Genomic DNA, 23,532 nt, shown 5'->3' with positions numbered 1-23,532 from the left:
CGAAGCCTGCCCTGAACGCCCTGTCACCCAAGTGGTCCTGAACATGGCTGACTTGATCGCAAAGTGCCCGCGCGCCTGCGCAGCAGAACGACCTGCGCTGCTCGAGGACGTCATCGAACGTCCCCTTCCGGAGCCCATGCCAGCGATACCTGATGCAGTCGAGCCAACCTCATTGACCGAAGCACGTCGAGCCGAGGCGGGCCCTCAAAATGTCCACGACAATACCAACAACGTGCCGGATCGTCTGCTACTCCGCGATATCGACCCAATCCTTGCCCCCCCATCCCATCGAGCGAGCGCCCCCTGATCGACAAGGGCCTGTCATCAACTGTCGCTGCCCCCGTCCAGGATCTGCAGACGCTTGTTGAGCGCCTGCAACTGCAACTGTTCGTCAGCAGGACTGGCAACCGCGAACAGGCCCTGTTGCAGGTGCAGTTACCTCAGCTGGGCCAGGTCGAAGTACGCATGAACCCTGCGAGCGCTGGCCTGCAGGTGGAGATCCAGGCTGCGCCGGCCGCCCTGCGGCAATTGCAGGTGGCCGGTACGGACCTGCTTGAGCGCCTGCAACGACTCGATCCCGCACAGCCGGTCAGCCTCGGCTTTGGCGCAAATGGCGACAACCATCAAGGCTCGCGCAACAAGCGCCATGTAGAGGACGAAGGCTGGCCTGAACCATGAGTACATCGAACTTGCCTGTCGCCCACACTCAGGAACTGCGCTTGCAGCAGTCACTGAGCCATCGCCAACCCCATTATGCCGACGATCAAGGGCAGGTCTCGCTGAGCGTCAGCACTCCAGGCGATGACCTGGACCTGACCGTGCTAATCGATTGGCACGGCGTGCCGGCTCGCCTGCTGTGTCGTCGGCAGCAGCTGGCGCAATGGCTCGCACCACAGTTGCAGGCAGCCGACTTCGCCAGCCTCCCCAGCGCACTGCAGCTGGCGGTGCTGCAACGGGACACCCCTCGCCTACCCGGCCTGCAATGCCTGGGCATCGAGCCGGCAGACACCATCGACCGCACACCCGGTCTGCAGGTGACGCTGAGAAGCGCGCAGGGCCTGCTGCCCTGCTGGGTACAAGGCGACAGCGAGCACATGCTGGCGGCCTTGCCACGGCGTCCACTACGCGAACGCCTGAACATCCAGCTCAACCTCTCGCTGCAGTGGCGCGCCCTCGAATTGACGTTGCACGACCTGCGCGACCTGGGCTCGGGCGACATCCTGCTACTGCCTGCCGGTACGCCAAGTTCCCCGCGACTGCTGGGCGTGCTCGATGGCCACCCCTGGGCCGAGCTGCAACTCGAAGACACACATCTGGAGCTAGTCCGCATGCACGATACCCCCCCTGTGGCCGACACTACGCTGCAAGCGCTGGAGCAACTGCCCATCCCGGTCAGCTTCGAAGTCGGTCGCCAGACTCTCGACCTGCACACACTGTCGACCCTGCAACCTGGAGCGCTGATTGAACTGCACAGCCCTGTGGATGCCAAGGTGCGCATCCTCGCCAACCAGCGCTGCATCGGCACCGGTCTGTTGGTGCAGATCGACGGCCGCCTCGGGGTGCGAGTCGACCGCCTGCTGGAGCAGCAACCGACATGATCCAGCTGCCGGACGAACTGAGCCTGATCCTCGGTCTGGCGCTGCTGTCACTGGTGCCGTTCATCGCGGTCATGGCCACCTCGTTCCTGAAGATGGCCGTGGTCTTCTCGTTGCTGCGCAATGCCCTGGGTGTCCAGCAGATCCCGCCAAACATGGCCTTGTATGGCCTGGCGATCATCCTCAGCCTCTATGTCATGGCCCCGGTGGGCATGGCCACCTACGACTACCTGAACGCCCATGAGACCACCCTCGGCGATGCCCGTTCGGTCGAGCGCTTTCTCGACGAAGGCATGGCGCCGTTTCGCGCTTTTCTCGACAGCCAGGTCAACGAGCGCGAACGCGCTTTCTTCCTCGACAGCACCCGCCAACTCTGGCCCCAGCACTATGCCGAGCGGGTCGACGGCAACAGCCTGCTGGTGCTGCTGCCGGCGTTCACCATCAGCGAGCTGAGCCGGGCCTTCGAGGTAGGTTTCCTGATCTACCTGCCCTTCATCGCCATCGACCTGATCATCTCCAACATCCTCCTGGCCATGGGCATGATGATGGTGTCGCCTGTGACCATTTCACTGCCCTTCAAGCTGCTGCTGTTCGTCCTGCTCGACGGCTGGGGGCGACTTTCCCATGGCCTGGTGCTGAGCTACGGAGGCTGACATGGGCAATACCGAAGTTCTGCACTTCGCCACCCAGTCGCTGTGGCTGGTGCTGGTCCTGTCGCTGCCGACGGTGCTGATGGCCGCGCTGGTCGGTACCCTGGTTTCCCTGGTACAGGCGTTGACCCAGGTACAGGAGCAGACCCTAGGTTTTGTCGCCAAGCTGGTGGCGGTGGTCGTCACCCTGTTCGTCACTGCCGACTGGATGGGCAGCGAGTTGTACCGCTACACCGATCTGATGCTCAACCGAATTTCCTCGGCACGATGACGGTCCAGACGCTTGAACAGATGCTGCTGGGCTTCAGCCTGATCCTGCCCCGGTTGTTCGGCTGTTTTCTGCTGCTGCCGATCCTCGGCAAGCAGGTACTGGGCGGCGCGCTGGTGCGCAATGGCGTGGCCTGTTCGCTGGCCCTGTTCATCTACCCCAGCGTGGCCGGTACCCTACCCGTTGCGCTGGACGGATTACAGCTGGGGCTGCTGATCGGCAAGGAAGTGCTGCTCGGCCTGCTGCTGGGCTTCGTGGTGGCCATCCCGTTCTGGGCCCTGGAGGCCTGCGGCTTTCTCATCGACAACCAGCGCGGCGCCACCCTGGCCTCCACCCTCAACCCGCTTCTGGGCAGCCAGACCAGCCCCACCGGCGCCTTCCTGGCGCAGACGCTCGTTACCTTGTTCTTCACCGGCGGCGCCTTTCTGGGGCTGCTGGGGGCGCTGCTGGGCAGCTATGCCAGCTGGCCGGTGGCAAGCTTCTACCCGTACATCGGCGACCAGTGGAATACGTTCTTCCTGGCCCAGTTCGACTACCTGCTGAGTCTCTGCGTGCTGTTCGCAGCGCCATTGCTGATTGCCATGTTCCTCGCCGAATTCGGCCTCGCCCTGGTCAGCCGCTTCGCACCGTCACTGAACGTGTTCATCCTGTCCATGCCGATCAAAAGCCTGGTCTGCAGCGCGCTGCTGGTGCCGTACCTGTTCCTGCTGATGACGCAGGCCGAAAGCCAGGTTTTCATCGCACTGTCCAAGGTACGCCTGCTCGGCCCTTTGCTGGAGCAGCCATGAGCACCGAAAAGACCGAACAACCCACGCAAGCGAAATTGCGCGATGCGCGCCGCAACGGCCAGGTGGCCAAGAGCAAGGAGCTGGTCTCCACTGTACTCATCCTGAGCCTGGTCGCGTTGCCCATGGGCTTTCCCGACTACTTTCTCGGGCATCTTGGTGAGCTGATGATGCTGCCCGCCCCCCTGCTCCATCTGCCCTTTCGCCAAGCGCTGGAGCTGATGCTGAAGCAACTGCTGCATGAGTTGCTATGGCTCACCTTGCCGTTCCTTTTGACCGCGGTGCTGGCCGCCATCGCCGGCAACCTGCTGCAGACCGGTTTCGTCTTCAGCGGCCAATCGCTCACACCTGACCTGAAAAAAGTCAGCCCGCTGGAGGGGGTGACGCGGATCTTCTCGATCAGGAACCTGCTCGATTTTCTCAAGTCGGCGCTCAAGGTCCTGCTGCTCGGCGCGCTGGTGATTGGCCTGCTCAGCGATCAGCTGCGCACGCTGCTGCGGGTGCCGTCGTGCGGCATCGAGTGCATCCTGCCGTTGCTGGGCAGCCTGATGGGCAACCTTATCGGGGTCTGTGCCGTGGGTTTCCTGGCGATCTCGGCGGCCGACTATGGTCTTGAACGCTGGCAACATCTGAAACAGCTGCGCATGAGCAAGGAAGAGGTCAAGCGCGAGCACAAGGAGATGGAGGGTGCCCCGGAGCTCAAGCGCGAGCGTCGCAAGCGCCATCGCGAGATACACAACGGCACGCTGCGCGCGGACGTCAGGCGCTCGTCGGTCATCGTCGCCAACCCGACCCATATCGCCGTGGGCCTGCGCTACAGGCCCGGGGAAACGCCCCTGCCGTTGGTCACCCTCAAGTACACCGACGAACAGGCCCTGCTGGTCCGGCGGATCGCCGAAGAGGAAGGGATACCGGTGCTCGAACGTATTCCCCTGGCCCGGGCGCTGTTCGCGGATAGCCTGGTGGAGCAGTACATTCCAGGTGACTTGATCCAGCCGGTCGCTGAGGTGATTCGCTGGTTGCAGGCGCAAGAGAAGATTGCATAGATAACCGCAAACCACTGGCAACCCCTATCCCACAGGTCCAGGACAATCGGAGTTGGAAGCCCGGGGTTTGTACGAACAGTAGCCGAGTGGCGATCAGACAAGGCGAAAACAGGCGAGGAACGGCCGAAGTCGTGCTCGATTTCACGGGTTGTAAATGAACATTCCGAGCCTGTTTTCAACCCCGCATGAGCGCAAAAAGCGCCGTGAGTTATGGTCACTATTTGTGATACACCACACTAGACCAGGATCCCTCGCTGAGGCAGTGGCCGGCGAACAGGCATGGCTTCTGCTCTCTCCCTCGCCAGATTCCGAGCAGGCTGGCGAAGCTGTTTCCAAAACACCTGGAGTAACGCATCACGCTCCTGATCATCATGGAGCGCCCGCGCGGCTGCGGCCAGCACGGCTTCGTTCATGGCGCTCCAGCCTCATCATCAAGGTTCCGTTGCGTCAGCGCCCGCTGCAACGCGGCCAACTGCCCTTCGATACTGGCATTGATCACGCAGCCTGCGGTCTCCAGACGACATCCGCCTCGCGCAAGCCTGGCATCGGCGCATACCTCGACAGACCCGACCTCGGGATATAGCGCGAGCACTTCATCCAAACGCTGGCTAACCTCGGACAACTGATCGGGCCTTACGTGCAGCAACAGTGCTTCCCGTGGCTGAACCTGCGCCAGCGCCTGACGGGTCGCAGCCAATGTAAGCTCGATATCAGGGTATTCCCCCAGCACCTTGCACACGGCCTGGCGCACCACCTCGCTCATCTGCCGGTCGACCTGGCGATAGAACGCGTCGCAGTGCAAACGTGTCCCGTGCAGCAACGCCGCCTGCTCGATGGCGGCCATTTCCAGCCCGACCTCCCGTCCGAGCCGCTGATGCTCCTCAAGCACCGCATCGGCCCGAGCATCGATATCACGGGCACGCTGACATGCGTTGTCGGTCAGTCCGCGGGCATCGAGGTACTGCTGATAGTCAGCGCTGCGCAATACGTTCAGGCTCGGGTCGATCATCGGCCGGGCCTCATTCAATTCAATAAATGGCAACATTCCGGGCTCCTGTCTCGGGCCACTTTCAGGCAAAGGGTGCGGGCCAAGTCGCGTTGCTCAGCGTCCATCGGCCAAGTTGGCACAGCAGTCATGCCTGGCAGGCGCATGGCCATGCGCCGAGCGAACCCTGGATCGACCTCGCCGCATGCCTGCAGCCAGAATGCCAATCCACAACCGGGCAGGTACGCATCCAGGTCGCCGGCTGGCAATACCTGTTGCCAGCCGGCAGGCCAAGGGCCGATGACCAGAGGCCACTTTTCCAGGCAATAGCGAAGGTCTTGCAGGTCGAGCGCCTGGCGCAACCGCGTCTGACCTTCAGGGTCGAGCAGCTGCTTGATGGCCCGACCATGCAGCAGTCCCCCCAAACTTGACAGCACCCGCTCAAACACCGGCTGCGGATAATAAGCCAGCTTACCGAGCCGTTCTGGCACGTCGAAAGGTTCGGACAGTCCCAGCACAGACATCAGCCAACCGTTGAGCGTGCAACTCTCCCGCCAAAGCGGCAATGCCGGGGCTACCTGGCTCAGGGCTCCAGGACAATGGTTCAAGTGCAAGTAATTCGCCGGGCAATAGCGAAGCTGGAATTCGGTCATCTGCGTGCCCGCTGATGCCACCACAGGTACTGCGCCAGGTTGCTCAGCACCAGCATCCCCAGCAGCACACCCAGCAGCGTGAGCAAGCGCCAGCGCGAGCCTTCCAGAACCTGAATCGACAACAGCGTGACATGGCGCGGGCCCGCCAGTGGTTGACGCGCCTGGGTAGACGGTACCAGCACCACGCTGATGCGCTCGTAGTCCAGGCCTTCGATACTGTTGCTCAACAGCTGCTTCATCTGCCCGATGTACATCCCCAGCGCCGCATCCGCCGCGTGCTTGATAAAGATGGACGCCGACGCCGCTCCGTTCTGCGTGCGCAGTCCATCACGGGGCTCCGGAAGCACCACATGCACCCGGGCCACCAACACGCCATCGATCTCCGACAGGGTCCGCGACAGCTCCTGGTACTTCACATAGGTCAGCCGCGCCTGCTCTTCCAACGGCGAGGAGATCAGACTGTCGCGGGGGAACACATCATTGACCGTGGAAAACATTTCCCGCGGATAGCCTTGACGCTTGAGCGCCGCCACCGCGTGGCCGATGTCGGCTTCGTCGATTAGGATCTTCACCTTGCCATCCTTGTCCTGGGCCTTCACCGCGTCGATGCCCTCGCTGTCCAACACCGCGAGCATCTCGTTGGCCTCGCGCTGGCCGAGGCCGAGGTAAAGCTCGACCCTGCATCCCCCCAGCGCCAGCACCGCCAGAAGCAGCACGCACTGCCATGATCTTTTCACAGGGCACCTATTGGGCTTTCATGAGAGTTTCGATGTTCTGCGTGGTGCGCCCCACGCCCTTGGCGATCAACTCCACCTGCAGGTTTGTGCGAATCAGTGCCCAGTGAGCATCCATCAGTGCCACGGGATCCCCCGTGCGCGAGACCAGACTGGCCTGCGCGCTCAGCCGGGCTTCTGCATGCTGCTGGTGGAGCTGACCTATCTGGTGCAGCAGTCCATCCCCGGGGCTGCCGGAGGCGCCGGATAGCGCTTGCTCGAACTCGGCCACCTGCCGGGAGTCGGCAGCCGGTGCCGCCAGCGACTGCAGATCGGTGACCATCTGGGTCACCTCGGTGATACCACTCATGAGCCTCCCTCCACCGTGAAGGAATCATTCAGCAGGTCCATCGCCATGGCGAACACTTGCAGCCTCGTTTGCTGTGTCAGTTCCGAATACACCTGCTCGCGAGGTTGATGTTCAACAAGGCTTGCCTGGAACTCGGCAGCATCCTGATCGCTGTGCACGTGCATCGCGATCTGTGCAACTTGTCCAGCAAACACAAGCGTCGAGGCCAGCGGACTCATGCCACCACCTGGGCGCGCATGCCCTGGGCAAAGTGAACCAGATCAGGATTACCGCTCTGCGCCATGCCCTCAAGCCGCCGCTCGAGGGCTGCCATATAGCCCAACTGACGCTCACACAGCGCCAACCAAGGCCCCAGCGATGGCCAAGGCGCCTGGTTGCCCTGCGCCAAGGCTTCTTCGCAACGCCCCAGCCCCATCAGGCAGGCAGTACGTATCGCACAGGCAGCTTCCATTGTCTCAGGCTCCCGGGCCAGCCACTGCGCGATGCAAAGCGCCTCTTCATGGTGACGATGCTCGACACCCAGCAGGCCCAGGCGGGCCAGCAGATTGTTCACGGAATGGTTCATGCTCAGAACTTCTGCAGAATGCTGCTGATGGTGTTCTTGAAGGTCTGGCCCAGGGTCGCGTCGACCTGGAACACGTTCGACCAGATGTTCGAGCGATGACGCATATCAGCCAGCAAAGCGGGATCGTCACTTTTCTCGTTGAGCTTCTGCAGGGAGTCGAGAACCGCCTTGTTGGCCTGCCTTGCCTGCTTGACCATGCCCTCGTGGACCATGTCCATGGTGTTGCTGGTACCGTCGTGGAACCCGCTGCTGATCGTTGTCATTTCAGTATTCCTCCAGTTTTTCGAGTATCTTCAAGGCTGCGTCAAGGGCTGCCAGTTGGTGGTGCAAGCGCTGGAACGCAGGGGGTGGCAGCGGCTCAGACAGCTGCCTGGCGCAGGCCTGCCGTGCGTGCTCCAGCACGGAGAACATGCGTGCCTGCTTGCGTCGGTCACGCACCTCCCGCATGAGTTCATCCATCATCCGCCGGTCTCTCCTTCAGGTTGATCACATAGTCCCGACCGCCCTTGCTCAGCGTGATCGCCTGCCCATCGATGGCCAGGATGCGAATGCCGGAGGGCATCAGTGCCCCCACTGGATAACGGCGGTTGTCGGTCAGCGTCACGTAAGGCAACCGCCCCAGTGAAACGCCTCGAACAGGGAAATCGAGTTTCGCGGAAGGTGCCCTGCCCTCGTCGACCAACCGCAACGACGGGTAGTCGCCAAATGCCTCGCGGTACTGTCGCTGAAGGTTCTGGTAGTCCTGAAGCTGGCGCTCGCGCAGCGCCCCGCGCAACACCAGGGCGTGCCCCTGGTCCGACACGCTCAAGGCATCCTCCAGTCGCCAGTCGCGCAGCAGCTGCGCCAGCCGCGTCCGGGCTTGCTCCTGGGGTTGAGCGGGTTGCTCGACTGGGGCAATCACTGCTGCCGGCGTGTCCTGTGCCTCTGCCTCGGGCACCAACAATCGGGTAAGCAAAACGAGCAGTAAGATCAGACCGGCGCCGGGCACCATGAACCAGCCGCGCCCTATCCAGGGCGCAGGGGCCTGCACCACAAGCCGCTCGCTGAACACTTCGTCCTGGTTGCCAAATGCCCAGCGCAACGGACCACAACCTTGAATCGCCAAGGCCTGCAGCTCGACATCCGCAGCCACCTCCCGCCCGTCCTGGGTAGGTGGTTCAGCCGACCCCCACTCCAGCAGGCGCACGCCATGGGGCTCGACCATCAGCACCAGGTGCACGGCAGCGATGCCTGTATCCACCAGGACCAGGTCGGCCAGGGCAGGATCGGCACCGATGACCACCCGCCCCGACATCAAGGACACCTCGGCGCCGGCATTCAGACCACTGTAGATCCGCAATTTCCAGGTCATTTCAGGCACGCTCGCCAAGCCCGGAATCAATCAGCCTCGGCTCGATCAGGAACAGCCGGACCGAACGACGGGTGTTGCTCGACTGATAACGGAACAAGGCGCCCAGGAAGGGAATGTCACCCAGCAGCGGGACCTTGCGGATGCTTTCGCTGGTCTCGTCGCGATGGATGCCGCCGATCATCAGGCTCTGTCCGAGATCGACCCGGGCCAGCGTGTCGATGACCGTGCGGCTGATGGTGGGGATGCCGTCGGGCCCGGTGCTGTTGGGCTTCTGGCTACCGTCCTCGATATGCAGGCTAAGGCTGATTTCCGGCCGGTCCGCACTGCGGATCAGACGTGGCGTCATCTTCAGCAAGGTGCCGTAGGTGATCGCCTTGAGCTCGGCAACGCGTTCACCCATCACCCGTACATAGTAGGTTTCACTGTGATCAATCACCGCCAGGGTATTTTCCTGGGTCAGCAAGGTCGGTCGCGACACCACCTGGGCATGGCCCTCGCCCTGCATCAGGGTCACCTTGGCCAACAGCCGGTTCAAGCCCCGACTATCTACCAGGCTGCCGGTCAACGTGGTTTCCGATACGCCCGCTCGGGTACGAAGGTCCACCAGCTGATGCTTGCCGATACCGAACTGCCACTCCACGCCCAGCTCATCCAGGTGTTCAGCGTTGATATCGAGGATTGTCAGGCCTACCTCGATCCGAGCAGCAGGCCGGTCCAACGCCATCACCAGCCGTCGATACATGGGCAGGCGCTCGGCGTGATCACGCACGATGATGGCATTGAGCGACGGCTCGGCCTGGACCACGGCCCGACCTGCGCGAACCTGTGCCCCCTCCCCCATGGATTGGCCTTCCACCGACACCACATTGGCATCGGCCAGCACCCGGGAGAGGATCGTGGCCACGCCAGGCACCGCCACCTTCTGATCGCGATAGTCGATCTCACGATCCTCGGCCATCGCATGCCTGAGCGGGATCACCTCGACGCTGAGGTTGCCGCCCAGTTCGTCCTGCAGACTCGCCTGCTGCTCCAGGGCCTTGACCGTCTGCTCGACCCGGTCCAGATAGCGGGGCGGTCCTGACGCGTACACCAGCCGTCCACTTGCTGCGGCGCGCCAGGCAAAGCGCGAGGTCCAGCCACCACCTTCTTGGAGCGCGACGCGCAGTTGCGGCTCGCGCACCTTGTCCAGGTGGATCAGCCGTGTCTGGACTTCGCTCGATTTGTCGACATGCAGCACCGCGCCGTCGTAGTACCAGGCCAGGTTGTAGAGCACCGCGACCTGCTCGAGAAACGCCTGCGGATCCGGCTGCTCGAACGTGGCGCTCACCTGGTCCCTGACCTTGTCACTGACCACCACCGAACCCTGGTAGTTGGCGGCAAAATTGGTCAGCACGTCACGCAGACTCTCGCCCTGAGCGATATAGTGGAACGGCTCGTCAGCCCAATCCAGCGGCTCGCCCTCGGCGAATAAACTGACCAGCAGGACTGCCAAACCGGTGGCAAGCGATCTCATGGCAGCCATACGCTGGGCCCTCGGATAATCACAGGTGTTTGGCTGCAGCGTTGCGCGCACAGGACATTCAGCAGGGCGACCTGAACCCCAAGCACCTGCTCGAGGGTGTCGACATCGCCCTGTGACACGTCGATCCAAGCCTCGAGCATGAGCTCTGAGTCAGGCGTCAGCGCCAACCGCTGTGGGCAATGCGCAGCCCAGGCAGTGACCATGCCCATCAGGCGGCTCAGCGCCTGATGATCGAGACTGGCGCCATGCCCGACCACCGACGATAGCGAGCTGCGGACCATCAGCTGTACGCCCCGCGGTTCAAGCCACAGGCCATGGCCATCGATGCACAGGTGGTAGCTGCCAGCGTCATCGGCCAGCCAGGGCGCCATGCCCAGGCGGCGGGCCAACTGCATTGGAAGTCTGTTCATGCGGGTCTTGTCCATGCGAGATCGGGGGGCGTCTAGCGACGGGCGTCGCTGGGCGTGCAACCGAAGCGCCGACGGTAGCTCTGGCTGAAATACGACTGGCTGGAAAAGCCGCTTTCCATGGCGATGTCGACAATGCTCATGCGCGTGTTAAGTAACAGGTGATGCGCATGGACGATCCTACGTTCGGTGATCCAGGCGCGTGGCGAGCAGTTGTAGAAGGAGCAGAACAGGCTCTTGAACGCCGTCAGGCCCAGCCCGAAGGCCTCGGCGTACTGGTCCAGGCGCCACTCGCGCAGGTAGTTCTGCTCCATGAAGGCGTGCAGCCGATCAACATGGCGATTGCCCTGTTGGCGCAGAGCCGCCAGCAGCGTCCGACCTTGCGCCCCGAACACCAGCAACAGCAGCAGCTCCTCAAGACGCAGCATTGCCAGCATCGACGCAGGCCCTTCGCCACCGAGCGCCGCCAGACGGGTCACGCACTCCCGCGCCATGCTGCAGGGCTGAAGGCGCAGGGCATTCACACAGGGTTTATCGTAGCGCTCGAGATGGCTCAATTCCTTACCGTGACGCTGCATGAACGCCTGCACGAAATTCACATCCAGCGGCAGCCACAGGACTTGGCACGCCTGCCATCGGATCGCCACCAGGTAGGTGCCGCGCTTGACGAATAGCAGTTCGCCGGCCTGTAGATCGATGACATTGTCTTTTTCGCGTACGGCCAGCTCACCGGTCATGATCGCGTAGAAGCCTTCCTGCCCTTGGGATGCAAAACCCGCCCCGACAACATCCAACTGCCGCCCTTGCACTCACCAGTCCTCAACTGGAGAAATCCCTCTCGCACCAGGCCTTACTTCCCGTAGAGCCCTTTACACACCACGTCGAAGCTCAACGGGTGTAGACATGGCCATAGGCTACAATGCCCTCCCATGCTTGAACGCAGGGATTGTCCTCGTATGGGTGGAGGTATTTCGCCATTGCTTGTAGGAAGTTCACGGAACCTGGCGCACGGCAGAAGGCGGACGCAAGCCAACAGCTAAAAAACGACGACAGCCTCCGATAGTCGAGCATGCGGCATGATCGTTACCGTGGCGGCCCCCTCCAACGAGAACTCGCCATGCCAGGCAAGAACTATGACTATGCACTGACCCAGCTGTACGCGGCCTTGAAACTGGAGCCCCCTGTGGCCTTCGAGCCCGTGATCAGCCTGCGGGTAGGCCCCCATGTGTGCAACGTGACCGAGCACCCTGCCGACCAGTTACTGATGTTCATCGAACTTCCCGCCATCGATGGCGTATGCTGGGGTCAGCAGAACCTGTTCTGCCAGGAACTCTGCAAACCCATGCTCGGAGTCGATCCGCTCACGGGCATGCATGTGCTATGGAACCGCCAGCCCCTGGTAAAAATGGACCGCGCCATGGTGCATCACCAATTGGAACAATTGGTTCAGGGCGCCCACGACCTGGCCGACAGCGAAACGCCCTGAGCAGCGTTCAGCGCTGCGCCCAGATCTGCGCCTCGCTCCATCCCAGAGCGGCAAAGTCCTCGGCGCGCAGCGACGCCTCCTCCTCGCAGAAGAACTCGTCGAGTTGCGGAGGCCTTACCGCCGTGTCGCTGAGCATCGCGTGGACCTGGCCACGGTGGTGGATCTGGTGCTCGAACAGGTGCGACAGCAAGCGCAGACGCGACTCATGCTGCATCCGTTCTGGCCGCACGATGCTGACATAACGTCCGAGCTGGTCGTCACGCAATTGCCGGCAATAGGTGATCAGTCGCTGATCGGCCTGAACCTGCTGAGCTTGCAGGTCGGTGCAGGTGGCAAAGGGTTGCTCAGGCACAAAGAAACGCTCGCCATCCGGATCGGGAGCTTCACCGCGCTGCTCGCACTCCAGGGCATCCAGGTAGAACCAGTCCACCGTCAACAGGTGGTTGAGGGTAGCCTTGATCGAGGGAAAGAAGCTGCAACGGGGGGCGACGAACTCGTCCTGGGTCAGTTGCAGGCAAGCCTTGTACAGGCGGTGGTTGGCCCAGCCATTGTTGTAGGCCTGGGTCAGCAGATGATGCGACAGCGGCTCCATGGTCGGCTCCTTCAGGCGAAGCGTTGCAGTTGCATCTCCCGTAGCCGGCTCAGGGTCCGTTGGTACGGGAACGCCAGATACCCTTGAGTGTAGAGCGCTTCCAGCGGGACCTCGGCCTCCAGGTACAACGCCACCCGACGGTCGTAGCACTCGTCGACCAGCGCGATGAAACGGCGCACGCTGTCATCCTTGGGCGCCAGGGTCGGCAGCTGGCGATCGCCGGCCTCGACCCGGGCCGCGCCATCCTCGGTGCCACGGGCGATACGCCCGGCCTGTTGCACGCCGCCCAGGGCCGGCACCTCACTTACCAGAATGGCCGGAAAACGGTCGCACAACGCCATGAAGTCCATGGCGGCCAGGGGCTGCTCGCACAGATCGGCGAATCGGCACCAGAGCGCCCGGGGGCTGTGGCGCACGACCCGCACATGGCGCGAACCGATCTGCACGGTCTGCTCGCTGCCGGGATCATCCGGGCTCAACTGTTCGAACACCGCAGCCAGCGCCCCGCCAGCTCCCGCCGGCGCCACCCAGTAGCGCTGCCGCCATGCTCCTGGATGCAGGCGATGGTCCTGCTCGCCAGTCACCGACAGCACCCGCATGTGCCGCTCGATGGCGGCGATGGCCGGCAGGAAGCGTTCACGGTTGAAACCGTCGCGATACAACTGATCGGGGGGCTGGTTGGACGTGGCGACGATCACCACGCCCTCGTCGAACAGCTCCTGGAACAGCCGTCCGAGGATGATCGCGTCACCGATATCGCTGACGAACAGCTCGTCGAAACACAAGACGCGGATCTCGCCGGCCAACGCTCGAGCCAAGGCCTTGAGCGGGTCGGCGGTGCCGTTGAGCTGGAACAGACGCTGGTGGACCCAGGCCATGAAGTGGTGGAAATGCTGGCGCCGGGCGGGTAGCGGCAGGCACCGGTGGAACAGGTCCATCAACCAGGTCTTGCCGCGGCCGACCGGGCCCCAGAGGTAAAGGCCCTGGGTCGGCTTGCCCTGGACCAGGGCATCGAAGCAGCCCTGCAATGCAGTGACGGCCGCCGCCTGAGCCGGATCAGGAAAGAAACCGCGTTCGATGAGTGCTTGCTGGTAGAAGGATTCGGGCGTCATGCCCGCCATGGTACGACACTTTCGGCCTTGTCGCGGGCGCGCCTGCTGCCACGCGACAGGCCCTCACCGGCATCAATCGTCTTTCAACCCCACCTTCAGCAATGCCCCATCCTTGGCATCGGTCAGCACATACACATAGCCATCCGGCCCAACCCGCACGTCACGGATCCGCGCCTTGAGTTCGCCCAGCAAGCGCTCTTCATGCACGATCTTGTCGCCATCAAGCTGCAGGCGGATCAACTCCCGGGTCGCCAGCGCGCCGATGAACAGGTTGTGGTCCCACGCCTTGAAGGTCGGGCTGTCATAGAACGCCATGCCGCTGATGCCCGGCGATTTCTCCCACACATGGTGCGGGTCTACCATGCCCTCGACATGCTTGCCCTTGGCCTCCGGGATCGGCAACAGCGAGTAGTTGATGCCGTGGGTGGCGATCGGCCAACCGTAGTTCTTGCCTGGCCGCGGGATGTTGATCTCGTCGCCGCCACGGGGGCCGTGCTCGTGGGTCCACAGTTGCCCGGTCCAGGGATTCAGGGCCGCGCCCTGCTGGTTGCGGTGGCCGAACGACCAGATCTGCGGGCGCACGTTGTCGCGGCCGACGAAGGGATTGTCCTTGGGCACTTCGCCATCGGGCAGGATACGCACGACCTTGCCCTGCAGCTTGTCCAGGTCCTGGGCGGTGGGCCGCTGGTTGTTCTCGCCCAGGGCGATGAACAGGTAGCCGTCACGGTCGAACACCAGCCGCGAACCGAAGTGATTGCCTTCTGAGAGCTTGGGCTGCTGGCGGAAAATCACCGTGAAGTTTTCCAGACGCGCCCGGTCCTGCGACAGCTGGCCACGGCCGACCGCAGTCCCGGCCTTGCCGTCGGGGCCTTCTTCGGCGAACGACAGATAGACCGTTCGATCCTTGGCGAAGTCCGGCGACAACACCACATCGAGCAGGCCGCCCTGCCCTTCGGCCCACACCTTGGGCACGCCAGAGAGCGGTGGGCCCACCTTGCCCTCGGCGCTGACAATACGCAGGTTGCCGGGGCGCTCGCTGACCAGCATGTCCTTGCCACCCGGCAGGAAGGCCAGGGCCCACGGATTGCGCAGGCCGTCGGCGACGGTACTGACGGTCAGTTGCCCCTCCTCGCTGGGAAACTGCTGCTCGGCGGCCGCCTGGGCCAATACGGGAAACAGACTGGCGGCCGCCAGGGAGATCATCAAGATGCGTGGCGTCATGCTCGACTCCTTCGAAGGGGCTCACGGCACGCGCTGGGTGTCACGTGGTGGCCGGGTGGGTTCCAGATTCGGGGTTTGCTGCTCGCGCCGCAGGTTGTCGCCATTGCCGATACCGCGGTTGTCCAGGGTCGGCGGGCGCGGATTGGGTTGCGTGGAGGGGCCGCGCACCGGTGGCGTGGCGGGCACGCTGCCCTGGCGGCTGTTGGGGTTGGCGCGCATGATCGGGCTGTTGTATGGATTGTTGCTGTCATTGGCGGCCAGCAACGGCCCTGGCAGGGGCGCCGCCTGCAGCGGCAGGGCCAGCAACCAGCCAAGGCCCAGCATTGGCAAGGTAGGATTCATGCTTCACCTCTGGTAGGAAAGGTCGCGCGCCTAGGTGGGTTAGCCTAGGACGCGCCGGCCTGATGGCAAAAGGATGAATTTGGGTCCTGATGTTTCAGTATGGCCCCTCTCTCTACTGGCGACGCCGCCATCAGGCGGGGCTCATCACCAATACCCCCAATGGCGGCAGGTTCAGCGCCAGCGATAACGGCTGGCCATGGCTGGCGATCGCCTCGCTGGCCACCCCGCCGAGATTCCCCACATTCGATCCGGCATACAGCCCGGCGTCGCTGTTGAGCAGCTCCTGCCAGCGGTCACCGAACGGCACGCCGATCCGGTAGCCCTCCCGCGGCACCGGGGTGAAGTTGGCCACCACCAACAGAGGCTCGCCCTGGCTGCTCCAGCGCAACCAGGCGTACACACTGTTGTGCGCATCGTCGCCGATCAGCCACTGGAAGCCCTGGGCCCGGCAGTCCTGTTCGTGCAGCGCCGGCCGTTCACGGTACAGCCGGTTGAGGTCGGCCACCAGCTTCTGCACGCCCTGGTGCTCGGAGTACTGCAGCAGGTACCAGTCCAGTTGCTGGTCGTGGTTCCACTCGCGCCACTGGCCGAACTCGCAGCCCATGAACAGCAGCTTCTTGCCCGGGTGGGTCCACATGAACGCCAGGTACGCCCGCAGGTTGGCGAACTTCTGCCAGCGATCGCCGGGCATCTTGTCGATCAGCGAGTGCTTGCCGTGGACCACTTCGTCGTGGGAAATCGGCAGGATGAAATGCTCGGAATAGGCGTAGATCAGCCCGAAGCTCATCTCGTTGTGATGATAGGTGCGGTGCACCGGGTCGTTCTGGATGTAGTGCAAGGTGTCGTGCATCCAGCCCATGTTCCACTTGTAGGCAAAACCCAGTCCGCCCTGCTGCACCGGCTGGCTGACCCCGGGCCAGGCAGTGGATTCCTCGGCGATGATCAGCGCGCCCGGCACTTCGTGGGCGGCGACACCATTGAGGTGGCGGATGAAGTCGATGGCTTCGAGGTTCTCGCGCCCGCCGTGGCGGTTGGGCACCCACTCGCCGGCCTTGCGCGAATAGTCGCGGTAGAGCATCGAGGCCACAGCGTCCACGCGCAGGCCGTCGATGTGGAAGTGCTTGAGCCAGTGCAGCGCCGAGGCCAGCATGAAGCCGCGCACCTCGTTGCGCCCGAGGTTGTAGATCAACGTGTTCCAGTCCTGGTGGAAGCCTTCCAGCGGGTTGTCGTACTCGTACAGGGCGGTGCCGTCGAAACGCGCCAGGCCATGCTCGTCGGTGGGAAAATGCGCCGGCACCCAATCGAGGATCACGCCGATGCCACCCTGGTGGCAGGCATCGACGAAGAAGGCGAAGTCCTCGGCGCTGCCATAGCGCGAAGTCGGCGCGAACAGCGACAGCGGCTGGTAACCCCAGGAGCCGCCGAAAGGGTGTTCCATGATCGGCATCAGTTCGATATGGGTGAAGCCCAGCTCCTGCACGTAGGGCACCAGGCGCTCGGCCAGCTCGCGCCAGTTGTAGAAGCGCGCGACTTCGCCGGCATCGTCCAGCTCGCAACGCCAGGAGCCGGCGTGCAATTCGTAGATCGACAGCGGCGCGCTGTAGGCGTGGCGCTGGGCACGCTGCTCCATCCATTGGCCGTCGCGCCAGTCGTGGGCCAGGGCGCCGGCCACCTTCGAGGCGGTGCTCGGCGGCAGCTCCGTGGCGCGGGCCAGGGGGTCGGCCTTGAGCGGCAGCACGCCGTCCGCGCCCAGCACCTCGAACTTGTAGGTCTCGCCCACGCCGAGCCTGGGCACGAACAGTTCCCACACCCCGGCACTGTGGCGCAGGCGCATGGGGTGACGGCGGCCATCCCAGTTGTTGAAGTCGCCGACCACCGAGACCCGCCGGGCACTGGGCGCCCACACCGAAAAGCACACGCCCGCGACACCGTCGACCACGGTCGGCTGGGCGCCGAAACGCCCGGACAGGTCGCGGTGATTGCCTTCGGCGAACAGGTAGAGGTCCATGTCGCCCAGTTGCGGACCAAAGCTGTAAGGGTCCTCGGTGACCTGCTCGCCACCGGCCCAGCCGATCTGCAGCAGGTAGGCCCGTGCCTCATCGAGGTGCGCGGTGAACAGCCCCGGCACGCTGCCCTGCACCATTTCGGCAAGCACCTGCCCGTCATGGCGCGCCAGCAGGCGTGCATTCAGGGCATTGGGCAGGAAAGCGCGGACGAACAGGCCGCCCGCCCCATCGTCATGGGGACCCAGCACGGCGAATGGATCGGCGTGCTCGGCGCGGGCCAGGGCATCGAGGTCCCGTTGCCGAAGGCCGCCGTTGTCACGCGTGGTTGCATTCATCTAAGACTCTCCCCAGGTACTGATCAGTCCATGCAGGCCATGCAAAGGCACGGCCAGCCAGTTAGGCCGGTTTTCGGCTTCATAGGTGATTTCGTAGGCGGCTTTCTCCAGGCAGAACAGTTCCAGCGCGGCGCGCTCGCCCTCGGCCTGCTGCCAGGCGTGGGGCATGGCGGCGGTGGCCAGCCCGTAGGCCTCGACGAAAGCGTGACGCGACTGGTGCAGGTACTGCCGGGCGACCCGCTGGCGGGCCTGGCGCGCCGCCTCGGAGAGGTCTACCGCCGAGGCGCTGCGCAGGATCATCGCAGCAGCATAGTCGAAGGAGCGCAGCACGCCGCTGACATCCTTGTACGGGCTGTGCTTCGCCCGACGCTCGTCGAGCGGGCGCGCCGGCTCGCCCTCGAAATCGATCAGGTAGGCATCGCCCTGCACCACCAGTACCTGGCCCAGGTGCAGGTCGCCGTGCACGCGCATCAGCAAGCCGCCCTGGGCTTGACGGGCGAGGTTGTCGACGTGCTGACGCAGGCCGTCGCGCTGTTGCTGCAGATCGTCGACCAGCGCCTGGCTGTCGCGGTCAAGGGTGTCACGGTGCTGGGCCAGCAGGTCGAGGGCGCGGGTCAGTTCGGCGCTGATCTGCCGGCTCCAGCGCTCGCTGTCCCTGGCATCGCTCGGGCGGGACTGGAACGCTGTGTCGTCGCTCGGCGCAGCCAGCAGCACGTGCATCTCGCCCAGACGTTGGCCGAGCAAGGCGGCAAACCCCGTCAGCTCGGCCAGGGCATCGGTATGCGCCTCCGGCTCGACGTTGCCGGGCTCCATCTGGTCGCGGATCGCCCGCTCCAGGGTGTTCTGCGTCCAGTCCCAGGCATCACCCTGATTGCTCAGGTAGCCCTGGGCGATCATCAGCAGGTGCGGCTGCTCGCTCTCATCCACGCGACTGACCCAGGCCAGCAACGGGGAGATATTGGCAAAGCCGGCGGCGGTCAGGTAGGCGCTCATCTCCAGCTCCGGGTGAGTGCCCGGATTGACCCGACGGATCAACTTGAGCACCAGGCTGCCACCGACCACCACCGAACTGTTGGATTGCTCGGCGCCCAGGTAGCGCACCTCGCTCTGCGCATCGAGCTGCAGCGCGGCCAACTGCTCGGTGCTGTGGAAGCGCAACTCGCCCAGGCCATCGCCACAGCCCAGCCGCAGGCCGTCCTGGCAGCCCTGGAGCACGGCGCGGATGAAGGGTTCAAGCACGAACGCATCGGTGATCAGCCCCACCTGGCGGCCGCGGCGTACCCGCGACAGCGCCAGCTGCTGAGGCAGCGCGGCATTGATCTGCTCCTCTGGCAACAGGCCGAAGGGCAGTTGGTAGTGGGTGACCACGCCTTCGCTGTGCACCTCCAGCTCGCCCAGCAGCACCGGCAGCGCCGGGGTGGCGAAGCGCACGCCATAGCGCAGGCGCACCTGGTCGATCGGCCCTTCCTTGCCGGCGAACCAGCGACGCTTGGGCAGGTACTGCGGCAGGATCGACGCCTGCAAGGTTTCGCGGGAGGGCGACTCGAGCAGTTCCTCCATGCGCTTGCGCAGCACCAGGGTGGTCAGCTCGGGCAGCCCCTCGGCAGGCTGGACATGCCAGCTGGGCATGCGGTCGTGACTGGCCAGCACGAACCAGTAAAAGCCATAGGGCGGCAGGGTCAACAGGAACGGCAGCTGGCCGATGGGCGGGAAGGCGCTGCCGCCAAGCATCTCCACCGGCACCTTGTCGGCGTACTGCGACAGTTCCAACTCCGCCGCCTGGGCCGCCCGCGAGACGTTGGCCACGCACAGCACGATTTCGCTGTTGCCGTCGGCATCGGTGTATTCGCGGATGTACGCCAGCACCCGGCGATTGCTCGGCGTGAGCATCTTCAGACTGCCACGGCCAAAGGCCTTCTGCTGCTTGCGCACCGCCAGCAGCCGGCGGTTCCAATTGAGCAGCGAATGCGGGTCGTGGGCCTGGGCTTCGACGTTGATGGTCTGGTAACCGTACAGCGGGTCCATGATCGGCGGCAACACCAGGCGCTGCGGATCGGCCCGGGAGAAACCGCCGTTGCGGTCCGGCGACCACTGCATGGGGGTGCGCACGCCATCGCGGTCGCCCAGGTAGATGTTGTCGCCCATGCCCAGTTCGTCGCCGTAGTACAGCGTCGGCGTGCCGGGCATCGACAGCAGCAGGCTGGTGAGCAGCTCGATGCGCCGCCGGTCGCGTTGCAGCAGCGGTGCCAAGCGCCGGCGAATTCCTAAGTTGATGCGTGCGCGGCGGTCCTCGGCGTAGTAGTTCCACAGGTAGTCGCGCTCGCGGTCGGTGACCATCTCCAGGGTCAGCTCATCGTGGTTGCGCAGGAAGATCGCCCACTGGCAGTTGGCCGGGATCTCCGGGGTCTGGCGCAGGATGTCGGTGATCGGGAAGCGGTCTTCCATGGCCAGGGCCATGTACATGCGCGGCATCAACGGGAAGTGGAAGGCCATGTGGCATTCGTCGCCGTCGCCCTCGCCGAAGTACGGGCGGGTGTCCTCGGGCCACTGGTTGGCCTCGGCCAGGAGCATGCGGTCGGGGTAGTTGGCATCAATCTCGGCGCGGATGGCCTTGAGCACGGTGTGGGTTTCGGGGAGGTTCTCGTTATTGGTGCCGTCGCGCTCGATCAGGTAGGGGATGGCGTCCAGGCGCAGGCCATCGACGCCGATGTCGAGCCAGAAGCGCATCACCCCGATTACTGCCTTGAGCACTTGCGGGTTGTCGAAATTGAGGTCCGGCTGGTGCGAGTAGAAGCGGTGCCAGAAGTACTGGCCGGCCACCGGGTCCCAGGTCCAGTTGGATTTCTCGGTGTCGAGGAAAATGATCCGCGTGCCATCGTACTTCTGGTCATCGTCCGACCACACGTAGAAGTCCCGGGCCTTGCTCCCACGCTTGGCATGCCGGGCGCGCTGGAACCAGGGGTGCTGGTCGGAGGTGTGGTTGATGACCAGCTCAGTGATCACCCGCAGGCCGCGCTTGTGCGCCTCGGCGATGAAGCGCCTGGCGTCGGCCATGCTGCCGTAGTCGGGGTGCACGGCCTTGTACTCGGCGATGTCATAGCCGTCGTCGCGCCGTGGCGAGGGATAGAACGGCAGCAGCCAGAGGGTGTTGACGCCCAGTTCGGCGATGTAGTCGAGCTTGCCGATCAGGCCTGCGAAATCGCCGATGCCGTCGTTGTTCGCGTCGAAGAACGATTTTACGTGCAGTTGGTAGATCACTGCGTCCTTGTACCACAGCGGATCGTCGATGAAGGCTGCCGGGCGGGAACGCTTGGCCATTGGGGACTCCTTTCATTTCCGTTTCGACACGCACCCTGTAGGAGCGGCCTTGTGTCGCGAAAGGGCTGCGTAGCAGCCCCAGCAATCTGTCATGTCGCTAAGAACCTGAGGCCGCTTTGCGCCCCTTTCCGACTGGTCCGACGCCTCGGCAAGGCCGCGCCTACAGGGGATTAGCGCAGCTTTTCTATGCGCCAGATACCAAACGGCTGGTGCCACGGCTCGATGCGCATCCACTGGGTCTTGCCATGCCAGGTCCAACGGTGGCCATTCATCAGATCCTCGCCCTGGGTATCGGCGTTATCGTCCAGCCCCAGCTCCCATAGCGGCAACTCGAAGCTGGCCTCCTGGGCATTGTGCGGGTCGAGGCTGATGGCCACGAGGATGAAGTTGTCACGCTCGGGCGTGCGCTTGGCGAAGTAGAGAATGTTGTCGTTCCAGCAGTTGAGGAACACCACCCCCAGGTGGGTCTGCAGGGCGCGGTTCTGCCGACGGATGCGGTTGAGCTGGGCGATCTCGGCGACAATGTTGCCGGGCTGGGTGAATTCGCGCGGGCGGATCTCGTACTTCTCCGAATCCAGGTACTCCTCCTTGCCCGGCAGCGGCGTGCCTTCACACAGCTCGAAACCCGAGTACATGCCCCAGAGGCCCGAGCCCATGGTCGCCAGCGCGGCGCGGATAAGAAAGCCGGCACGGCCCGAGGTCTGCAGGAAGAACGGATTGATATCCGGCGTGTTGACGAAGAAGTTGGGCCGGTAGCACTGGCTCCACGGCGGCTGGTTGAGCTCCTCGACGTATTCACGAAGCTCTTGCTTGGTATTGCGCCAGGTGAAGTAGGTGTAGCTCTGCGCGTAGCCCACCTTGCCCAGGCGCGCCATCATCGCCGGGCGCGTGAAGGCCTCGGCGAGGAAGATCACCTCGGGGTACTGGCTACGCACATTGGCGATCAGCCATTGCCAGAACGGCAGCGGCTTGGTGTGCGGGTTGTCGACACGGAAGGTCTTCACGCCCTCCTCCACCCAGCCGACCACCACGTCGCGCAAGGCCAGCCACAGGCTCGGCACCGATTCAGGGGCGTAGAAGTCGACGTTGACGATGTCCTGGTACTTCTTCGGCGGGTTCTCGGCGTAGCGGATGCTGCCATCGGGCCGCCAGCTGAACCAGCCGGGGTGCTGCGTGAGCCAGGGGTGGTCCTGGGAGCACTGGATGGCGAAATCCAGGGCGATCTCCAGCCCATGCTCGGCGGCGGCGGCGACCAGCCGGCGGAAGTCCTCGCGGCTGCCCAGCTGCGGGTGGATGGCATCGTGCCCACCCTCGGGGCTGCCGATGGCGTAGGGACTGCCGGGGTCACCGGGCTCGGCCTGCAAGGCATTGTTGCGGCCCTTGCGGTGCTTCATGCCGATGGGGTGGATCGGCGGGAAGTACAGCACGTCGAAGCCCATGTCGCGGACCATCGGCAGGCGCTGGTGCACGTCATTGAACGTGCCATGACGTTCAGGATCGTCGGTGACAGAGCGCGGGAACAGCTCGTACCAGCTGGCGAACAGCGCCGCCTCGCGGTCCACGTCCACGGCAAATTCGCGGCTTCGGGTGAGGTAACTGCGGTGCTCGGCCTCGGCCATCAGCTGGGCGGCATCAGGATGCAACAGCAACGCCACCTGGTCATCCACCAGCAAATCCGGCAGGCGCTGTTGCAACCGTTCAAGCTGCTCGCGCAACAGCCCGTCGCTGCGCTCGATGCCCTGGCCCAGCAGCAGCCGGCCCTCCTCCAGTTCGAGCTTCACGTCCACACCGGCGGCGTACTTCTTCTCCAGGTCGTGGCAGAAGGTGGCGAACGGGTCGATCCAGGCCTCGATGCTGAACAGGTGCAAGCCCAGATCGGCGGGGGTGAACTCTGCCTGCCACAGATCGTTGCCCGGCGAGTGCATTGCCACGCAGTGCCAGCGCCTGCTGTGGGCCTGGCGCCAGTTCAGGCTCACCGCCAAGCGGTCATGGCCGTCGGTGTAGACCTTGGCGCTCACCTCGACCTTGTGCCCGCGCACCGCCTTGGCGGCGAAGGTGCCGCCGTCGAGCACCGGGCTTGCGTCCTCGATCACGATGCGCGGGGCCAGCAGCGCCTGGGCCAGGCTGATGGCCTGGTCCGGGTTATCGTTAGCCATGGCCACGCTTTCGAACGGCTCTTTACCAGACATCGACCTGCTCCCCTGGGCTGG

26 protein-coding genes are annotated in these 23,532 nt (G+C 64.0%); 7 read left to right on the top strand and 19 right to left on the bottom strand.

Translation table 11 applies throughout. The features are described from left to right. Window positions 1-171 precede the first annotated feature (171 nt). Genes AC25MA_RS19170 through sctU form a run of 6 tightly spaced genes read left to right on the top strand, consistent with a single transcriptional unit; the run spans window position 172 to window position 4,344 of the window. Window positions 172-678, top strand: a complete 507-nt coding sequence (locus AC25MA_RS19170; protein WP_486972325.1) for a type III secretion system needle length determinant — start codon at window positions 172-174, stop codon at window positions 676-678. Next, complete coding sequence (gene sctQ / locus AC25MA_RS19165) at window positions 675-1,598, top strand: type III secretion system cytoplasmic ring protein SctQ (RefSeq protein ID WP_062361115.1); 924 nt, start codon at window positions 675-677, stop codon at window positions 1,596-1,598. Before AC25MA_RS19170 ends, sctQ begins: the two co-directional genes overlap by 4 nt. Continuing rightward, window positions 1,595-2,248 carry a type III secretion system export apparatus subunit SctR gene (gene sctR / locus AC25MA_RS19160; protein WP_028692489.1) on the top strand — a complete coding sequence of 218 codons (654 nt, stop codon included), beginning with the start codon at window positions 1,595-1,597 and terminating at the stop codon, window positions 2,246-2,248. The genes sctQ and sctR overlap by 4 nt, the downstream gene beginning before the upstream one ends. A 1-nt stretch (window position 2,249) precedes the next feature. Next, window positions 2,250-2,516, top strand: coding sequence for a type III secretion system export apparatus subunit SctS (gene sctS / locus AC25MA_RS19155; RefSeq protein ID WP_486972313.1), 267 nt, complete (start codon window positions 2,250-2,252; stop codon window positions 2,514-2,516). Next, on the top strand, window positions 2,513-3,301 hold the full coding sequence (gene sctT, locus AC25MA_RS19150) for a type III secretion system export apparatus subunit SctT (protein WP_028692491.1): 789 nt from the start codon (window positions 2,513-2,515) through the stop codon (window positions 3,299-3,301). Before sctS ends, sctT begins: the two co-directional genes overlap by 4 nt. Beyond that, window positions 3,298-4,344 (top strand): type III secretion system export apparatus subunit SctU, encoded by a 1,047-nt coding sequence (sctU, locus tag AC25MA_RS19145; RefSeq protein WP_062361113.1) that lies wholly within the window; start codon window positions 3,298-3,300, stop codon window positions 4,342-4,344. The genes sctT and sctU overlap by 4 nt, the downstream gene beginning before the upstream one ends. Before the next feature lie 409 nt (window positions 4,345-4,753). On the opposite strand, the gene AC25MA_RS19140 is transcribed toward sctU, so the two are convergent. The 12 genes from AC25MA_RS19140 to AC25MA_RS19085 are packed head-to-tail and all read right to left on the bottom strand — an operon-like array spanning window position 4,754 to window position 11,719. Continuing rightward, on the bottom strand, window positions 4,754-5,389 hold the full coding sequence (locus tag AC25MA_RS19140) for an HrpE/YscL family type III secretion apparatus protein (RefSeq protein ID WP_028692493.1): 636 nt from the start codon (window positions 5,387-5,389) through the stop codon (window positions 4,754-4,756). Beyond that, on the bottom strand, window positions 5,368-5,982 hold the full coding sequence (locus AC25MA_RS19135) for a SctK family type III secretion system sorting platform protein (RefSeq protein ID WP_349738432.1): 615 nt from the start codon (window positions 5,980-5,982) through the stop codon (window positions 5,368-5,370). Before AC25MA_RS19135 ends, AC25MA_RS19140 begins: the two co-directional genes overlap by 22 nt. Continuing rightward, window positions 5,979-6,719, bottom strand: coding sequence for a type III secretion system inner membrane ring lipoprotein SctJ (sctJ, locus tag AC25MA_RS19130; RefSeq protein ID WP_486972312.1), 741 nt, complete (start codon window positions 6,717-6,719; stop codon window positions 5,979-5,981). Before sctJ ends, AC25MA_RS19135 begins: the two co-directional genes overlap by 4 nt. A 7-nt stretch (window positions 6,720-6,726) precedes the next feature. Continuing rightward, complete coding sequence (gene sctI / locus AC25MA_RS19125; protein ID WP_028692496.1) at window positions 6,727-7,065, bottom strand: type III secretion system inner rod subunit SctI; 339 nt, start codon at window positions 7,063-7,065, stop codon at window positions 6,727-6,729. Beyond that, window positions 7,062-7,283 carry a hypothetical protein gene (locus tag AC25MA_RS19120; RefSeq protein WP_182323335.1) on the bottom strand — a complete coding sequence of 74 codons (222 nt, stop codon included), beginning with the start codon at window positions 7,281-7,283 and terminating at the stop codon, window positions 7,062-7,064. The genes sctI and AC25MA_RS19120 overlap by 4 nt, the downstream gene beginning before the upstream one ends. After that, a complete protein-coding gene (locus AC25MA_RS19115) occupies window positions 7,280-7,630 on the bottom strand; it encodes a YscG family type III secretion system chaperone (RefSeq protein WP_028692498.1) in 351 nt (116 codons plus the stop codon). The genes AC25MA_RS19120 and AC25MA_RS19115 overlap by 4 nt, the downstream gene beginning before the upstream one ends. Window positions 7,631-7,632: 2 nt before the next feature. Beyond that, complete coding sequence (locus tag AC25MA_RS19110; RefSeq protein ID WP_028692499.1) at window positions 7,633-7,893, bottom strand: EscF/YscF/HrpA family type III secretion system needle major subunit; 261 nt, start codon at window positions 7,891-7,893, stop codon at window positions 7,633-7,635. 1 nt (window position 7,894) lies between these two features. Next, a complete protein-coding gene (locus tag AC25MA_RS19105; RefSeq protein ID WP_028692500.1) occupies window positions 7,895-8,092 on the bottom strand; it encodes an EscE/YscE/SsaE family type III secretion system needle protein co-chaperone in 198 nt (65 codons plus the stop codon). Continuing rightward, window positions 8,082-8,981, bottom strand: a complete 900-nt coding sequence (sctD, locus tag AC25MA_RS19100; protein WP_062361107.1) for a type III secretion system inner membrane ring subunit SctD — start codon at window positions 8,979-8,981, stop codon at window positions 8,082-8,084. The genes AC25MA_RS19105 and sctD overlap by 11 nt, the downstream gene beginning before the upstream one ends. A 1-nt stretch (window position 8,982) precedes the next feature. Then, window positions 8,983-10,494 carry a type III secretion system outer membrane ring subunit SctC gene (gene sctC / locus AC25MA_RS19095; protein ID WP_088851405.1) on the bottom strand — a complete coding sequence of 504 codons (1,512 nt, stop codon included), beginning with the start codon at window positions 10,492-10,494 and terminating at the stop codon, window positions 8,983-8,985. Beyond that, window positions 10,491-10,913, bottom strand: a complete 423-nt coding sequence (locus AC25MA_RS19090; protein WP_486972311.1) for a CesT family type III secretion system chaperone — start codon at window positions 10,911-10,913, stop codon at window positions 10,491-10,493. Before AC25MA_RS19090 ends, sctC begins: the two co-directional genes overlap by 4 nt. A 32-nt stretch (window positions 10,914-10,945) precedes the next feature. Further along, window positions 10,946-11,719, bottom strand: a complete 774-nt coding sequence (locus tag AC25MA_RS19085) for a helix-turn-helix transcriptional regulator (protein WP_028692501.1) — start codon at window positions 11,717-11,719, stop codon at window positions 10,946-10,948. A 308-nt stretch (window positions 11,720-12,027) separates the two neighbouring features. Between AC25MA_RS19085 and AC25MA_RS19080 the strand changes: the two genes are divergently transcribed. Beyond that, a complete protein-coding gene (locus AC25MA_RS19080; RefSeq protein ID WP_028692502.1) occupies window positions 12,028-12,396 on the top strand; it encodes a CesT family type III secretion system chaperone in 369 nt (122 codons plus the stop codon). A gap of 7 nt (window positions 12,397-12,403) precedes the next feature. On the opposite strand, the gene AC25MA_RS19075 is transcribed toward AC25MA_RS19080, so the two are convergent. The 7 genes from AC25MA_RS19075 to AC25MA_RS19045 all read right to left on the bottom strand — a co-directional run bounded on the left by AC25MA_RS19075 (window position 12,404) and on the right by AC25MA_RS19045 (window position 23,511). Next, the gene (locus AC25MA_RS19075) at window positions 12,404-12,988 is read right to left on the bottom strand and encodes a DinB family protein (protein WP_028692503.1); all 585 of its coding nucleotides are present in this window, start codon (window positions 12,986-12,988) and stop codon (window positions 12,404-12,406) included. A gap of 11 nt (window positions 12,989-12,999) precedes the next feature. Then, complete coding sequence (gene zapE, locus AC25MA_RS19070; protein WP_486972310.1) at window positions 13,000-14,100, bottom strand: cell division protein ZapE; 1,101 nt, start codon at window positions 14,098-14,100, stop codon at window positions 13,000-13,002. Window positions 14,101-14,172: 72 nt separating this feature from the next. After that, complete coding sequence (locus AC25MA_RS19065) at window positions 14,173-15,321, bottom strand: PQQ-dependent sugar dehydrogenase (RefSeq protein ID WP_486972309.1); 1,149 nt, start codon at window positions 15,319-15,321, stop codon at window positions 14,173-14,175. A 21-nt stretch (window positions 15,322-15,342) separates the two neighbouring features. Beyond that, window positions 15,343-15,663 carry a hypothetical protein gene (locus AC25MA_RS19060; protein WP_028692506.1) on the bottom strand — a complete coding sequence of 107 codons (321 nt, stop codon included), beginning with the start codon at window positions 15,661-15,663 and terminating at the stop codon, window positions 15,343-15,345. Between the two features lie 130 nt (window positions 15,664-15,793). Then, window positions 15,794-18,004, bottom strand: coding sequence for a 1,4-alpha-glucan branching protein GlgB (gene glgB / locus AC25MA_RS19055; RefSeq protein ID WP_486972308.1), 2,211 nt, complete (start codon window positions 18,002-18,004; stop codon window positions 15,794-15,796). Further along, the gene (gene treS, locus AC25MA_RS19050; protein WP_232853819.1) at window positions 18,005-21,322 is read right to left on the bottom strand and encodes a maltose alpha-D-glucosyltransferase; all 3,318 of its coding nucleotides are present in this window, start codon (window positions 21,320-21,322) and stop codon (window positions 18,005-18,007) included. A 170-nt stretch (window positions 21,323-21,492) separates the two neighbouring features. Then, window positions 21,493-23,511, bottom strand: a complete 2,019-nt coding sequence (locus AC25MA_RS19045; protein WP_486972307.1) for an alpha-1,4-glucan--maltose-1-phosphate maltosyltransferase — start codon at window positions 23,509-23,511, stop codon at window positions 21,493-21,495. Window positions 23,512-23,532 lie beyond the last annotated feature (21 nt).

The sequence above is a fragment of the Pseudomonas sp. P65(2024) genome, assembly GCF_057480955.1.
The sequence above is the reverse complement of the archived record's forward strand: the minus strand, read 5'-3'. Positions and strand labels throughout refer to the sequence as shown.

Bases quoted from the DNA above. Each gene is read 5' to 3' on its own strand.
- glgB (WP_486972308.1), bottom strand. From the start codon at position 18,004: ATGAATGCAACCACGCGTGACAACGGCGGCCTTCGGCAACGGGACCTC.
- sctI (WP_028692496.1), bottom strand. From the start codon at position 7,065: ATGAGTGGTATCACCGAGGTGACCCAGATGGTCACCGATCTGCAGTCG.
- zapE (WP_486972310.1), bottom strand. From the start codon at position 14,100: ATGACGCCCGAATCCTTCTACCAGCAAGCACTCATCGAACGCGGTTTC.
- sctR (WP_028692489.1), top strand. From the start codon at position 1,595: ATGATCCAGCTGCCGGACGAACTGAGCCTGATCCTCGGTCTGGCGCTG.
- AC25MA_RS19045 (WP_486972307.1), bottom strand. From the start codon at position 23,511: ATGTCTGGTAAAGAGCCGTTCGAAAGCGTGGCCATGGCTAACGATAAC.
- AC25MA_RS19105 (WP_028692500.1), bottom strand. From the start codon at position 8,092: ATGATGGATGAACTCATGCGGGAGGTGCGTGACCGACGCAAGCAGGCA.
- sctD (WP_062361107.1), bottom strand. From the start codon at position 8,981: ATGACCTGGAAATTGCGGATCTACAGTGGTCTGAATGCCGGCGCCGAG.
- AC25MA_RS19060 (WP_028692506.1), bottom strand. From the start codon at position 15,663: ATGAATCCTACCTTGCCAATGCTGGGCCTTGGCTGGTTGCTGGCCCTG.
- AC25MA_RS19135 (WP_349738432.1), bottom strand. From the start codon at position 5,982: ATGACCGAATTCCAGCTTCGCTATTGCCCGGCGAATTACTTGCACTTG.
- sctU (WP_062361113.1), top strand. From the start codon at position 3,298: ATGAGCACCGAAAAGACCGAACAACCCACGCAAGCGAAATTGCGCGAT.
- AC25MA_RS19090 (WP_486972311.1), bottom strand. From the start codon at position 10,913: ATGAACAGACTTCCAATGCAGTTGGCCCGCCGCCTGGGCATGGCGCCC.
- AC25MA_RS19075 (WP_028692503.1), bottom strand. From the start codon at position 12,988: ATGGAGCCGCTGTCGCATCATCTGCTGACCCAGGCCTACAACAATGGC.
- AC25MA_RS19080 (WP_028692502.1), top strand. From the start codon at position 12,028: ATGCCAGGCAAGAACTATGACTATGCACTGACCCAGCTGTACGCGGCC.
- sctQ (WP_062361115.1), top strand. From the start codon at position 675: ATGAGTACATCGAACTTGCCTGTCGCCCACACTCAGGAACTGCGCTTG.
- sctT (WP_028692491.1), top strand. From the start codon at position 2,513: ATGACGGTCCAGACGCTTGAACAGATGCTGCTGGGCTTCAGCCTGATC.
- AC25MA_RS19115 (WP_028692498.1), bottom strand. From the start codon at position 7,630: ATGAACCATTCCGTGAACAATCTGCTGGCCCGCCTGGGCCTGCTGGGT.
- sctC (WP_088851405.1), bottom strand. From the start codon at position 10,494: ATGAGATCGCTTGCCACCGGTTTGGCAGTCCTGCTGGTCAGTTTATTC.
- treS (WP_232853819.1), bottom strand. From the start codon at position 21,322: ATGGCCAAGCGTTCCCGCCCGGCAGCCTTCATCGACGATCCGCTGTGG.
- AC25MA_RS19120 (WP_182323335.1), bottom strand. From the start codon at position 7,283: ATGAGTCCGCTGGCCTCGACGCTTGTGTTTGCTGGACAAGTTGCACAG.
- AC25MA_RS19140 (WP_028692493.1), bottom strand. From the start codon at position 5,389: ATGTTGCCATTTATTGAATTGAATGAGGCCCGGCCGATGATCGACCCG.
- sctS (WP_486972313.1), top strand. From the start codon at position 2,250: ATGGGCAATACCGAAGTTCTGCACTTCGCCACCCAGTCGCTGTGGCTG.
- AC25MA_RS19065 (WP_486972309.1), bottom strand. From the start codon at position 15,321: ATGACGCCACGCATCTTGATGATCTCCCTGGCGGCCGCCAGTCTGTTT.
- AC25MA_RS19110 (WP_028692499.1), bottom strand. From the start codon at position 7,893: ATGACAACGATCAGCAGCGGGTTCCACGACGGTACCAGCAACACCATG.